8 protein-coding genes are annotated in these 13,854 nt (G+C 69.6%); 6 read left to right on the plus strand and 2 right to left on the minus strand.

All coding sequences use genetic code 11. The annotated features are described in order from the left end of the window. The first annotated feature begins 139 nt into the window (after nt 1-139). The 4 genes from AC07O3_RS11660 (at nt 140) to AC07O3_RS11675 (ending at nt 10,614) form a co-directional block, all read left to right on the plus strand. Nucleotides 140-358: a hypothetical protein gene (locus AC07O3_RS11660; protein WP_093049364.1), complete on the plus strand. Its 219-nt coding sequence runs from the start codon at nt 140-142 to the stop codon at nt 356-358. Next, nucleotides 355-8,523: a glycoside hydrolase family 94 protein gene (locus AC07O3_RS11665; protein ID WP_495339369.1), complete on the plus strand. Its 8,169-nt coding sequence runs from the start codon at nt 355-357 to the stop codon at nt 8,521-8,523. Before AC07O3_RS11660 ends, AC07O3_RS11665 begins: the two co-directional genes overlap by 4 nt. A 109-nt stretch (nt 8,524-8,632) precedes the next feature. Next, nucleotides 8,633-9,166, plus strand: coding sequence for a hypothetical protein (locus tag AC07O3_RS11670; protein ID WP_097199812.1), 534 nt, complete (start codon nt 8,633-8,635; stop codon nt 9,164-9,166). Nucleotides 9,167-9,363: 197 nt separating this feature from the next. Continuing rightward, nucleotides 9,364-10,614: an MFS transporter gene (locus AC07O3_RS11675; protein ID WP_495339370.1), complete on the plus strand. Its 1,251-nt coding sequence runs from the start codon at nt 9,364-9,366 to the stop codon at nt 10,612-10,614. A 15-nt stretch (nt 10,615-10,629) separates the two neighbouring features. On the opposite strand, the gene AC07O3_RS11680 is transcribed toward AC07O3_RS11675, so the two are convergent. Continuing rightward, nucleotides 10,630-11,556, minus strand: a complete 927-nt coding sequence (locus tag AC07O3_RS11680; RefSeq protein ID WP_495339371.1) for a LysR family transcriptional regulator — start codon at nt 11,554-11,556, stop codon at nt 10,630-10,632. Between the two features lie 48 nt (nt 11,557-11,604). Between AC07O3_RS11680 and AC07O3_RS11685 the strand changes: the two genes are divergently transcribed. Continuing rightward, nucleotides 11,605-12,129: a GNAT family N-acetyltransferase gene (locus tag AC07O3_RS11685; RefSeq protein WP_495339372.1), complete on the plus strand. Its 525-nt coding sequence runs from the start codon at nt 11,605-11,607 to the stop codon at nt 12,127-12,129. Next, nucleotides 12,116-13,372 (plus strand): MFS transporter, encoded by a 1,257-nt coding sequence (locus AC07O3_RS11690; RefSeq protein ID WP_495339373.1) that lies wholly within the window; start codon nt 12,116-12,118, stop codon nt 13,370-13,372. Before AC07O3_RS11685 ends, AC07O3_RS11690 begins: the two co-directional genes overlap by 14 nt. On the opposite strand, the gene AC07O3_RS11695 is transcribed toward AC07O3_RS11690, so the two are convergent. After that, a complete protein-coding gene (locus AC07O3_RS11695) occupies nt 13,366-13,761 on the minus strand; it encodes a tautomerase family protein (RefSeq protein ID WP_093049343.1) in 396 nt (131 codons plus the stop codon). The genes AC07O3_RS11690 and AC07O3_RS11695 overlap by 7 nt on opposite strands. Nucleotides 13,762-13,854: the final 93 nt, after the last annotated feature.

Genomic DNA, 13,854 nt, shown 5'->3' on the forward strand with positions numbered 1-13,854 from the left:
AGGGCGCTTCGGCGCCCTTTCCTACGTCTGGCATCGGCAATCAGGCACCTGTAAGGTCATTTAAAAGGGTACGGTCGGACACGTTCACAGTTCTCGCAATCGCGCGGCAGCTCGAAGTCGTTACAAGGAGCCCGTTGCCATGCCAGTCCCGCAGTCCCTCACCCATTCCCCCATCGACTTCGTCGGCAACGACGCCGAGGCGCTGGCCTCCCACATGCGCCACTGCGCGCGCGCTCACGGGCGCTGGTTCTCGCTGCGAAGCCACATGCAACGGGTGCGCGCGCTCGCTGCGGGCCGCATCGTCACGATCGCCTGCGTGGCCGTGGTGCTGGGTATCGGTCTCTTCGCCATCGCTTGAGCGCCGCAGCCGTCGTCGACCGTCTCCAGGGACTCAGTCCGTACGCCCGGGCGCTGCTGCTCGGCCCGCATGATCCGGTAGCCGCACCGATCCGCGCCGAACTCTTCGGCATCCAGCGTTTCGAGCAGCACGGCCACAGCCTCGCCCGCGCCCAGGTGGTGGAAGAAGACCGCCGCCTCGCGCGCGAGGGCGCGCCCTTCTTTCCGCGCGTGGACGAAAACCTCGCGTCGCTGCGCAACGCCTTCGACTACATCGCGCTGATCTCGCTCAGCGGGCGCTACGTGTCGCCCGCGGCCGAGTGGCTGCTCGACAACTTCCACCTGGTCGAGGCGCAGCTCCAGCAGATTCACGACGGCGTGCCGCGCAGCTACTACGCGCGCCTGCCCAAGCTCGCCGCGCCGCCGCTGGCGGGGCTGCCGCGCGTGTACGGCATTGCCTGGGCCTACGTGGCCCACACCGACAGCGTGCTCAACAAGACGCTGTTCACCGCTTTCCTCAATGCCTACCAGGACATCGACGAGCTCACGCTCGGCGAGCTATGGGCGCTGCCCACCACCCTGCGCGTGGTGCTGCTCGAAAACCTGCGCCGCGTGGCCGAGAGCATTGCCGAGAACAAGGTGGCGCGCGAGATCGCGCATGCCGCATGGGACGCCGCGCCGCACCTTTCGGTGCAAGACCTCGACGTGCTCTACCGCGCGCTGCAAAGCCACGGCCTGCAGGACAACTACCTCACGCAGCTGTGGCAGCGCCTGCCCGTCGAGCACGGCGAAGACATGCCCGCGCTGGTGCGCTGGACCGAGCAGCACTGCCCCAACGGGCCGGCACTGATCGGCGAAGCGCAGAACGCACAGGCCGCCGCCAATCTCACGGTCGGCAACATCATCACCACGCTGCGCATGATCGGCCAGGTCGAGTGGAGCGACCTGATCGAGCCCGTGAGCCGTTCGCTGCGTGTGCTGCGCGAACTGCCGAGCTTCGCCAACGAGAGCGAACTCACGCGCCAGCAGATCACGCATGCGATGGAGCAAGTGGCGCGCAGCAGCGAACAGCCCGAGCGCGCCATCGCGCAAGCCGTGGTGCAACTGGCCGCCAGCGCGCCGGCCGACGACGCGGGCGCGGAGACCGACCGCGCCGACGGCACCGCCGGCTACTACCTCTTCGGCCAGGGCCGGCCCGCGCTCATCGCGGCGCTGCAATCGAACGGCCATGCGGGCCGTGCCGGGCGGGCGCCTGACACGCGGCAGGCACGCAGCCATCGCGGCTGGCGATTGCCCGTCTACGTCGGCTCCGTTGCGCTGGGCACCGCGCTGCTGCTGTTCGCCGTGGTGCACAGCCTGCCGCACCGCGAAGACTGGACCACCGTGCTGGCGCTCGTCCTTCTGGCGTGGCCGCTCTCTGAAGCGCTGCTCGCGCTTGCGCAACGCATCATGGCCGAGTCGGTGCGAGTGCAGGGCCTGCCGCGCCTGGACTTTGCGAACGGCATTCCTGAGCGGCACCGCGCGCTCGTCGTCATGCCCACGCTGCTGGGTTCGACCGCGAACAACGCGCAGCTCGCGCACCGGCTCGAACTGCACTGGCTCGCCAACCGCGAAACAAATGCGCAGTTCGCGCTGCTCACCGACTGGGCCGATGCACCGCTGGCCTCGCTGCCCGAAGACGGCCCCCTGCTCGACGACGCCCTGCAGCGCATCGCTGCGCTCAACACCAAATACCCCGTGGCGCCAGGCGAAGCGCCACGCTTCCTGCTGCTGCACCGCCCGCGCAGCTGGAGCGACACCGAGCAGCGCTGGATGGGCTGGGAGCGCAAGCGCGGCAAGCTCGAAATGCTGGTGCGCCTGCTCGCAGCCGGTGACGCCAGCGGCTTCCTGCCGCTCGCACCGGGCCTGCGGCTCGCCGCCGGCCGCACGCCGTATGTGCTGACGCTCGACAGCGACACCGGCCTGCCGCCGGGCGCCCTGCGCGACCTGGTGTCGATTGCCGCGCATCCGCTCAACGCGCCCGAAATCGACGTGCAACGCCAGCGCGTGGTCGCCGGCTTCGGCATCCTGCAGCCGCGCATCGTCACGCCGTTTCCGCAGCGCCACGAGCGCTCCTTCTTCCATTGGGTGTTCGCCGGCCAGTGCGGGCTAGACCCCTACGGCAGCGGCGCCTCCGACATCTACCAGGACGTGTTCGGCAGCGGCTCCTTCACCGGCAAGGGCCTGCTGAACGTGCGTGCGCTGCACGCCACGCTCGATCGCCGCCTGCCCGACGGCGCGGTGCTCAGCCACGACCTGCTCGAAGGCACGGTCGCGCGCTGCGCGATGGTGAGCGACGTCGTACTTGTCGAGGACCATCCGCACCATGCCGGCGTTGCGGCGTCGCGCGTGCACCGCTGGGTGCGCGGCGACTGGCAGCTGCTGCCGCTGATGTGGCGCGCGCGCCGCTTCGGCATCGATGCGCTGGGCCTCTGGAAGATGAGCGACAACCTGCGCCGCTCACTGGTGGTGCCAGCTTCTTTCGCGCTGCTGGTGCTGGTGATCTTCACGCAGGCCATGCCGCTGGGCTGGGCGCTGGCGGCCGTGGCGTCGGCGCTCACGCTCGGGCCCTTGCTCGGCGCGCTGGCCGGGCTGGTGCCCACGCGCCGCGCCATCGAGCTGCGCCACTTCTTCGACGTGGGCGCGGTCGAGCTGCTGCGTGCCATGGCCGGCGCGGCCTGGCAGTTCGTTCAACTCGCGGCGCAGACGCGGCTGCTGCTCGACGCATGGTTCCGCGCGACATGGCGCCTCGTGGTCAGCCGCCGGCATCTGCTCGAATGGACCACGGCCGCGCAGGCGCAGGCGCAATCGAGCGGTCGCCTCGCATCCTTTGTGCGCAATGCCGCCGCGAGCAGCGTGGCGTGCCTCGCGCTCGCCGTGGCGGCGCACTGGAGCGCATACCCCGTGATCGGCACGCTGCTGTTCGTGCTGTGGGCGCTGGCGCCGGTCGCGGCCTGGTGGGGCAGCCGCTCTGAAGCAAAGGCACCTGACCCGCTCAGCACCGGCCAGCGCACCTACCTCGAGAAGCTTGCGCACGACACATGGCGCTTCTTCGAGCATGTGGTGGGCCCGGACGACAACCACCTGCCGCCCGACAACCTGCAGCTCGAACCGCAGCCCACCGTCGCGCATCGCACCTCGCCGACCAACATCGGCATGTACCTGCTGGCTACCTGCTGCGCGCGCGAGTTCGGGTGGATCGACACCGCCGCCCTGCTCGCCCGCATCGCCGCCACGCTCGACAGCGTGGACCGCATGCAGAAGCACAACGGCCACCTGTTCAACTGGTACGACACGCAAACGCTGAAGCCGCTGCCGCCAGATTACGTGTCGAGCGTGGACAGCGGCAACTTCGCGGGCCACCTCGTGGCCGTGGCGCAGGCCTGCCGCGCCTTCGCCGCCGAAGGCTGCCAGCCCCATGAAGCGCCCGCGCTCGAAGCACTTGCCGAGCGCTGCGACGCGCTGCACGCCGGCATGGACTTCAGTGGCCTCTACGACCCCAAGCGTCACCTGTTCCATATCGGCCTGCGGGTCGAGGAGAACGTGCTCGACGCAAGCTACTACGACCTGCTGGCTTCCGAATCGCGGCTGCTGAGCTTCCTGGCGATTGCCAAGGGCGACGTGCCGCGCCGCCACTGGATGGCGCTGGGCCGACCGTTCCTTCTGGTGGGCTTCCGGCCCAGCCTGAAGTCGTGGTCGGGCTCGATGTTCGAGTACGTGATGCCCGCGCTGGTGATGACCGAGCCTGCCGACGGCCTGCTGCAAGTGGCCAACGCCGCCGCCATCGCCGAGCAGCAGACCTTCGGGCGGGCGCAGAACCTGCCGTGGGGCGTTTCCGAATCGGCCTACTTCGCACAAGACCACTCGCTGGCCTACCAGTACTCGCCCTTCGGCGTGCCGCGCCTCGCGCTGCGGCGCACGCCGCCCACCGACCGCGTGGTGGCGCCCTATGCGAGCGCCATGGCCGCGCCATTCGCGCCCGGGGCGGCGGTGATCAACCTGGAACAGCTCGAATCGCTCGGCGCGCGCGGCGAGTTCGGGTTTCACGACGCGGTCGACTTCACCGTCTCGCGCCAGCCCGAGGGGCAGGACTTCACCGTGGTGCGCAACTTCATGGCGCACCACCAGGGCATGTCGCTGGTGGCGCTGTGCAATGTGCTGTGCGCCGATGCGCCGCGCCGCTGGTTCGGCAGCGCCGCGCTGGTGCAGGCGCACGAGTCGCTGCTGCACGAGCGCACGCCGCGGCAGATCATCGGCAGCGCCGATCCGCGCACGCCGCCCGAGCCCAGCCAGGCCGAGCTGGCGCCGCTGTTCCAGCCCCGCCTTGTCGACCCGATGGCGCCCGGCTTCCAGCCCACGCACCTGCTGTCGAACGGCCGCTACACCGTTGCCCTGCGCGCCAACGGCGCCGGTGTGAGCCGCTGGCATTCGTTCAACGTGACGCGCTGGCGCGACGACCCGCTGCGCGACAGCTATGGCACCTTCTTCTTCGTGCGCGACGAGGGCACCCAGGAACTCACCTCGCTCACCGCACTGCCCGCGCCGGGCGACGGCTGGCGCTACCGCACCCGCTTCCTTGCCGACCACGTGCAGTTCGACGCGACCGGCCCCGGCCTGCAGGTGCGTACCACTGTGCTCATCAGCCCCGAGGACGACACCGAGCTGCGCAACATCACGCTGCACAACTCGGGCGAGGAAACGCGCACGCTCGAACTGGTCTCGTACTTCGAGCCTGTGCTGTCGAACCCCAAGGCCGACGAGGCGCATCCGGCCTTCGCCAACCTGTTCGTCGAGTCGCGCTGGGAGCCCGCATGGCGCGCGCTGCTGATGTCGCGCAAGCCGCGCCTGCATGGCGACGCGGTGATGGCCGCCGCGCACTTCCTGGCCTCGGCGGACGCGCACGTGCTCTCGGTCGACTGCATGACCGACCGGCGCGCCTTCATCGGGCGCAACCGCACGCTGGCCAACCCCGCGCTCGACGCGCAGCCGCTCACGCCCAACGGCAAGCAGGTCAACGGGCTCGACCCCATCGCCTGCCTGCGCGTGCGGCTGTCGATTGCGCCCGGTGCCACCGCGCGCCTGAGCTTTGCCACCGCGGCCGACAAGAACATCGATGCGCTGATGCCCGGCATCGACCGCTACATGCAGCCCATGCACGTGGAGCGCGCCACGCGCATGGCCGCCACGTTGGCGCAGGTGCGGCTGCGCGACCTGAGCATCGCGCCCGCGCAGAACCTGGCGCTGCAGGACCTGACGACCATCCTCACCTACACCACGCCGCGCGTCATGCGCGACCGCGGGCTGATCGACCTGCGGCAGATCTGGCGCTTCGGCATCTCGGGCGACAAGCCCATCGTGCTGGTGCACATCCACTCGATGATCGGCATGGGGTTGATCAACACGCTGCTGCGCGCCCAGCCCTGGTGGGGCTTCGGCGGCGTGGCCTGCGACCTGGTGGTGCTCAACAGCGAGCCCAACTCGTACCTGATGCCGCTGCAGCGCGAAATAGAAAGCCTGCGCGCGCGCGTCGCGCAGCAGACGCAGAACAGCTTTCCGCGCAACGACACGGCCGGCTTCTACCTGCTGCGCGACCAGGACGTGGTGCCCTCGGAAAAGGCCGCGTTCTCCAGCCTGGCGCGCGCGGTCTTCACGGCCGACGGGCGCCCGCTCGAAGTGCAGGTGGCTGCGCTGCACGAGGCCCGCAGCGACACGGCATCGATGGTCAATGACGTCGCCGCACCGCCGGGCGTGCCCCTGCTGCCGCGCCCTGCCCCGACGCCATCGGCTACCGCCCCGACCGGCGACTTCGACGCCGGCACCGGCGAGTTCCGCTTCGAGGTCGGCGCGGGCCGGCGCACGCCACGGCCGTGGATCAACGTCATCGCCAACGCGGGCTTCGGCTTCCAGGTGTCCGAGTGGGGCACGGGCTTCACCTGGGCCGGCAACAGCCGCATGCACCAGGTGACGCCGTGGTCGAACGATCCGGTGCAGGACCCGGCCTTCGAGCACTACCTGCTGCAGGACCTTGCTTCGCGCGAGATGCTGCCGCTGACACCTGCCGGCGGCAGCGCGGGCAGCGCACGCCACCGTGTGCGACACGGACAGGGCTACACGGTGTTCGAGCACAAGGCGAATGATCTCGCGCTGGAAACCACCTTCTTCGCGGACCGCGACGAGGCCGTCAAGCTCGTGCATGTGCGCGTGCGAAACGGCGGCACCGGCACGCGCCGCCTGCGCGCACTGGCCATGGCCGAGTGGCAGCTCGGCGACGCGCGGGGCACGCGGCGCACCGTGCATTGCTGGAAGCCGGAAGACCAGCCGGCAGTGTTCGGCCAGCAGCGCGAATCAGGCGCGGGCTTCGGCGGCAGCACGGCCTTCCTGCTGCTGGCGGGGCTGCAAGGTGCCACGCAATGGACCTGCGACCGCAATGAATTCTTCGGTGATCGCGGCATGGTCGAAGTACCCGACACGCTCGCACGGCGCGCCGGCAGCGGGCTCGACGCCTGCGCGGCCATCGGCGGCGAGTTCGTGGTGGCGGCCGGCGACACCGCCAGCTTCACCTTCGTGCTGGGCCACGCGGGCAGCGCAGACGCCGCACTCGAACTCGCGCGCCGCTGGCGCCAGCGCGACGTGCCCGAAGCATTGGCGCAGGTGCGCGGCTTCTGGGACGAGTTGCTCGGCCGCCTGCAGGTGCGCACGCCCGATCCGCTGTTCGACGCACTGGTCAACCGCTGGCTGATTTATCAGACGCTGGCCTGCCGCCTCTGGTCGAAAGCGGGCTTCTACCAGGCAGGCGGTGCCTTCGGCTTTCGCGACCAGCTGCAGGACGCGATGGCCTTCGCGCTCACCGACCCGGCGCGGCTGCGCGAGCAGATCCTGGTCAACGCGGCGCGGCAGTTCCCCGAAGGCGACGTGCAGCACTGGTGGCACATGCCCGGCGGTGCCGGCGTGCGCACGCATTTCTCTGACGACCTGCTGTGGCTGCCGTACGCGTCGGCGCACTATGTCGAGGTGACGGGCGATACATCTCTGCTCGACGAGATGGCCGGCTTCATCGAAGGCCCCGCCATTCCCGACGGTGCCGAAGACGCCTACTACGCGCCGCAGCGCAGCGGCCAGATGGCCAGCCTGTTCGAGCACGGCGCGCGCGCCATCGACCGCAGCCTGAAGACCGGCGTGCACGGCCTGCCGCTGATGGGCACCGGCGACTGGAACGACGGCATGAACCGCGTGGGCAACGAAGGCCGCGGCGAATCGGTGTGGCTCGCGTGGTTCCTGTGCAGCGTGGTCGCGCAGTTTGCGCCGCTGGCCCGGGCACGCGGCGAGCACGAACGCGCCGCGCGCTGGACCGCGGCACGCACCGGCTGGATCGCCGCGCTGCACGACGCCGGCTGGGACGGCGCGTGGTTCCGCCGCGCCTTCTTCGACAACGGCGCGCCGCTGGGCTCGTCGTCCAACGACGAATGCCGCATCGACCTGATTGCGCAGGCGTGGTCGGTGCTGTCGGGCGCCTCGGACGCGGCGCACACGGGGCCGGCGATGGAGTCCGTCAAGAAACTGCTGCACGACGAACCGGCCGGCCTGCTGCGCCTGCTGACGCCGCCGTTCGCGCGTTCGGGCAACAACCCGGGCTACATCCAGGCCTACCCGCCCGGTGTGCGCGAGAACGGCGGGCAGTACTCGCACGGCGCGGTGTGGGCGCTGATGGCGCAGGCGCTGCAGGGCGACCACGAGGCCGCATGGCGGAGCTTCGAGGGGCTGAGCCCTGCCCATCGCGCACAACACCCCGAGCGCGGCCCGGCCTACGAGCTGGAGCCCTACGTGATGGCGGGCGACATCTACGGTGCCGCGCCCTACGTGGGCCGTGGCGGCTGGAGCTGGTACACCGGCTCGGCCGCGTGGCTGCACCGTGCGGCGGTCGAAACGCTGCTGGGCCTGAGCGTGAAGGGTCGCCAGCTCTCGCTGACGCCGCGCGTGCCTGCGCACTGGCCGGGCTTCGAGATCGCACTGCGACTCGGCGCGCGCAAGCTCACGCTGCAATGGGGCGATGTGCAAGGCGCTGCCGCCGCCTCCACGCATCAGCTGGCGGTGGGCGAATGGATCGACTGGCAGGCGCTGCCGGCCGATGCGGTGCTGCGGGTGGGATGAGCCGGCACTCGCGGTGGCCCTAGACTCGCAACCAGACCTCGCATCAGAAGTCGTGACTCGATCACGCATCCGACATTCCATCGCTTCCCGAAGCGGCGCCACCCAGAACATGAGCACCACCAAGATCCAGTTCCGCCGCAAGGTCATCGTCATCGTCCTGCTGTGCGTGGCCGTCGGTGGCGCCGTCGTCCGTCACTACGCGACACCCGGCACCACCACGCGCGACATCGCCACGCTGCTGATGGTGCTGTGGGTACCGATCATCGGCAACGTGATTGCATGGCTCATCAGCAAGCGCCCGCGCCGTGCGCCGAGTGCGCCGGCCGTCATGCCGCCGAGCTTCGACACGGCAGGCGCCTTCACGCCGCATGCGCGCGTCGAGCTCACCTTCCGCAAGCCCGCGCTACCCTCGCAGGACGTGCCGATTGCGCCGGGTGAATACCGCTGCGCACTGGTGATCGACAAGGAAGGCTTCTCGGCGCGCTGGGTCGTGCCACCGGGCGATGCGCTGGAGCGCGGCAAGCCTGCGGTGCTGGAGGTCGAATTTCTCTCGCCGGCCGTGGCGCAACCGAAGTTTGCGCAGGGTGCGGTCTTTCGTGTACTGATCGGCGACTCGTTCATCGCCGACGGTCGGGTGCTGTAGCTGCGGACCGCGCCAGCAAAGCCAGCAAATACGGATACGCGGATGGCTACAGCCATCAAAAGGGTCGATTGTTCGCCCCAGGGAAACTGACTACTGCTCCCCGGCGTCTTTGTCGCGGAGGCGACGGCTCGCACACTCCAATGCCTCTTCACCAGCATTGGCCCACGCATCGCCGATGCTTCCAAGGACCGCTTCCCATGATGAATTCCCCAAGCAGCAACCCGTGCATCGACGACCTCGCTGCACCGGCGCCGGTCTCCGCACCAGTGCCTGCGTCCCGCTCCGCATGGCTCGCCGTCAGCTCCATCGCCGTCGGCACCTTCGCGATGGTCTCGACCGAGTTCATGCCCATCGGCCTGCTGACCGACATTGCGCGCGGGCTCAACGTGTCCGACGGCACGGCCGGCCTGATGGTCACCATGCCCGGCGTGCTGGCTGCATTCGCCGGCCCGGCTTTGATCGTGGCGTCGGGCAAGCTCGACCGCCGCACCGTGCTGATCGCGCTCACCACGCTGCTGATCGCCTCGAACCTGCTCGCCGCCTTCGCGCCCAACTTCGGCACGATGCTGGTGGCGCGCCTGCTGCTCGGCCTGTGCGTGGGCGGCTTCTGGACTTTTGCGCCCGCCGCCGCCACGCAACTGGTGCCGCATGCCTCGCAGGCACGCGCCATGTCGCTGGTGCTGGCCGGTGTGTCGGCCGCCACGGTGCTCGGGGTGCCGGCAGGTTCGTTCCTCGGCACGCTGTTCGGCTGGCGCGCCTCGTTCGCGGTGACCGGTGCACTGGCGGCCATCGTGCTGCTGGTGCAGCTGTGGCTGCTGCCCGCGATTCCGCCGGTGCGCGCCATCGGCGCACGCGACCTGCTGACGCCGCTCACGCGCCGCATGGCGCAGGTCGGCCTGCTCGCGGTGCTGTTCTTCATTGCCGGCCACTTCGCGGCCTACACCTACCTGAAGCCGCTGCTGCAACAGGTGTTCGGCCTGGCGCCCAACTCGGTCTCGACGCTGCTGCTGGTCTACGGCGCGGTGGGCTTCGTCGGCACCTTCGTCGGCGGCAGCCTGGTGGCGCGCAGCGTGCGCGGCACCACCCTGCTGGCGGCGTTGATGCTCGCCACTGCCCTGCTGCTGACGACGGTGATCGGCTCCGGCTTCGTGCCAGGCGCGGTGGTGGTCGTGATCTGGGGCGTGGCCTTCGGCCTGATCCCCGTGGCGCTCACGGGCTGGATGATGGAAGCGGTGCCCGACGCACCCGAAGCCGGCCAGGCCCTGCTGGTGAGCGGCTTCCAGGTGGCGATTGCCTCCGGCGCGCTGATCGGCGGCGTGACGGTCGACAGCTTCGGCATCTCCAGCGCGATGGTGCTCAGCGGCGTGCTGGTGCTGATCGCTGCGCTCATCGTCGGCACGCTGGGCCGGGCACGCGGCGGTGCTTCGCTGGCTACGGTTCCGGAATAACGCAGCACTGACCCTTCAGCGGCGGCCGGGCTTCTTTCCGGCCGCCACGATCGCGTCGAGCACCACGCGCAAGGCCTTGTTGACGGGCTTGTCCCGCCGGATCACCACGGCCAGCGTTCGGTGCACGCGTGGATTCAGGCGGCTGGTCTTCAGCTCGGGGTGAGCGCCGCGGCCCACCATCGACATGCCGGGCACGATGGCATAGCCCAAGCCCGCGGCCACCATCTCCTTCATCGCCTCGACGCTGCCCAGCTCCATCACGGGCTGCGGCTGCAGGCCACCGGCGGCGAACCAGCGGTCGACCAGCTTGCGCGTGTTGGCAGCGGGCTCGAACAGCACCAGCGGCAGCGCGCCCAGATCGCTCGGCGCCACCCTCGCCTTCAGCGGCGCGAGGTCTGCCCGGCCGATGGCGACGAACTCGTCGTCGAGCACCGGCATCACCGTCAACGAACGCCCGGCCGCCGGCAACGTGACCAGCGCTAGGTCGAGGCTGTTCTCTTCCACCTTGCGCGCCTGGTCTTCGGTGTTGCCGGTGCTGACCACCACGCCCAGCTCCGGAAACTGCTCGCGCAGGCCACGCAGCACGGCCGGCAGGAAATGCAGGCAGGCCGTCGCGCCAGTGCCCAGCCGCACGCGGCCCGCGATGCCGCTGGCATGGTCGGCCAATGCATCGACGGCGTTCTCGACCGCGGTCTCGATGTGTTGCGCGTGGCGCAGCAGCTCCATGCCCGCTGGCGTGGCCTTCGCGCGCTTGCCGACCCGCTCGACGAGGCGCACCGCCAAGTGGCGCTCCAGCTGGCGAATCTGCAGGCTCACGGCCGGCTGCGAGATGCCTAGCCGGTCGGCCGCTGCCGAGAAGCTGCCGGTTTCGATCACCAGCCCGAAGGACCTGAGCTGGTCTAGGTTCAGTGATTTATCCAAAGTATTTCTTATGCCTTGCATAGCTCAGCGAAGCTTCACTTATCAAGTGTGGATCGTCAAGATCGGGCCATGTCATCTCCATGCCTCACTTCCGCCACCGTTGAAATCCTCGACGCCGAGCCGCATCACATGGCCGCCGTGCAGGCCATCTACAGCCACTACGTGCTGCACGACCTGTGCTCTTTCGAGGAAGAAGTACCCACCGTCGACCAGATGCAGGCGCGCCGCGCCGATGTGCTCCAGCGCGGCCTTCCCTACCTCGTCGCGCTGAAGGACGGCGAGGTCGCCGGCTATGCCTACGCCACCGCCTACCGCGCCCGCTCCGCATACCGGCACACGGTGGAAGACTCGATCTACGTCGCGCAAGGCATGCACGGCCATGGCATCGGCAAGGCGCTGCTGCGCGAAGTGATCCGGCGCTGCACCGACGGCGGCTTCACGCAGATGGTGGCGTGCGTGGGCAACAGCGCCAACGCAGGCTCGCTGCGGCTGCACGAGAGCCTGGGCTTCGAGCAGGTCGGCGTGCTGCGCGACATCGGCTTCAAGTTCGGGCAGTGGGTCGACACCGTGCTCCTGCAACGTGCATTGCGCTGAGCCTGCCCCGCAGCGCGGCTGGCTGGCGCTGCTGTGCACGAGCCGGCTGCTGCAGGCGATGATCGTCACCGCCTATTCCGGCGTGCTGCCGTTCATGATGGCCGACTGGCACATGACGGCCGCGCAGGCCGGCTCGATCCAGAGCGCCTGGCACGTGGGCTACATGAGCTCGCTGTTCGCCGTGGGCCTGCTGGCCGACCGCTACGGGCCGCACCGCATCTTCTTCGCCGGCAGCGCCATCAGCGCGATGGCGGCACTGGCCTTCGCCATCTTCGCGCGCGGCCATCTCTCGGCGATGCTGCTCTACGGCCTGGCCGGGCTGTGCGCGGGGGCCTCGTACACGCCGGGCCTGCAGCTGCTGGCGCGCAACACCGAGCCCGCCGTACGTGGACGCGCGATGGGCCTTTTCATCGGTTCGTCGTCGATGGGCTATGCGCTCTCGCTCGCGGTAGTGGCGGCATTCAGCCATCTGCAGCACTGGCGGCTGGGCCTGCTGGTCGCGGCGGGCTGCACCGTGGCGGGCGCATTGCTGACGCTGCAGGCGCTGCGCCGCATGCGGCCGCCTTCGGCGCCCGTGCCTGGCGCGTTCCGCGAAGGCACCTGGCACGCGCTGGCCGCCACGGTGCGCGACAAGCCCGCGATGGCGGGCAACTGGGCCTACGCCTTCCATTGCTGGGAGCTCATGGCGCTGTGGGCGTGGCTGCCGGCCTATCTGGTGGCGTCGTCGGGCACGGCGACATCGTGGCAAGGCGCGGGCATCGCGCTTGCCGCGCTGGCGCACCTCGTCAGCGTGTTCGGCAGCATCGCGGGCGGTGCGGCTTCCGACCGGCTCGGCCGCGCGCGGGTGATGATGATCGCCACCGTCGCAAGCCTGTGCATGTCCTTCGCCTTCGGCTGGATGTGGAGCTGGCCGCTGTGGCTGCTGGCTGCGGCCGCCGCCATTTACAACCTGCTCGCCATTGCGGATTCGTCGGTCTACTCGACCGCGCTGGCCGACGTGGTGGCGCCGCACCGGCTGGGCGTGGCGTACTCGGTGCGTTCGGTGATGGGCTTCGGCGCGGGTGCGCTCAGTCCGTGGGTGTTCGGCCTCGCGCTGGACTGGGGGCAGACGCGCTTCGGCCTGGGCAGCACGCACGGCTGGGTGGCGGCGTGGAGTTCGGTCGGGCTGGGCGCGCTGCTGGGGCCGCTGATGATCGCGCGCTTCTCACGGCTGCATCGTGCGCACGCGGCTGCTGCTCACTGAGCTTCTTCGCCCTCGGACCACTCGGGGCTGTAGCCGCCGAGCGTCGGGTGGTACATCTCGTCGCCCGAATGCTGGGTGAACTCGACATTGAGCCGATCTTCGCGCAGGCCCAGGATCTCGATGCAGTCGCGGCACAGCGCCTTGGCCACTTCGAGCCGCAGTTCGGCCGAACGGCCGCGCCGGATGTCGCACATGAGCACCGACACCTCGGCGGGCTCGCCGTCCACCATGCGCCACACGCCGCCCTCGCCCACTTCGCGGATTGCGATGCTGATGCGGCGGATGTCGACGCTCATCATCTGCGCGTAGGTTTCGCTGAGTTTCTTGGCGAGGCGTTTCTTGTCGGCCACGGGGTGGCGGCCGTTCACATCGAGTTGGAGATAGGGCATGTGGGATTCCTCCAGGCTGATCCTAGCCATTGCGGTTTTACTCTGCAACCGAACGGCCATTGCGGTCTAAACTCGCGCCCAACGCAGGAAGAA

Source organism: Variovorax sp. GW821-FHT09D05 (assembly GCF_059416325.1).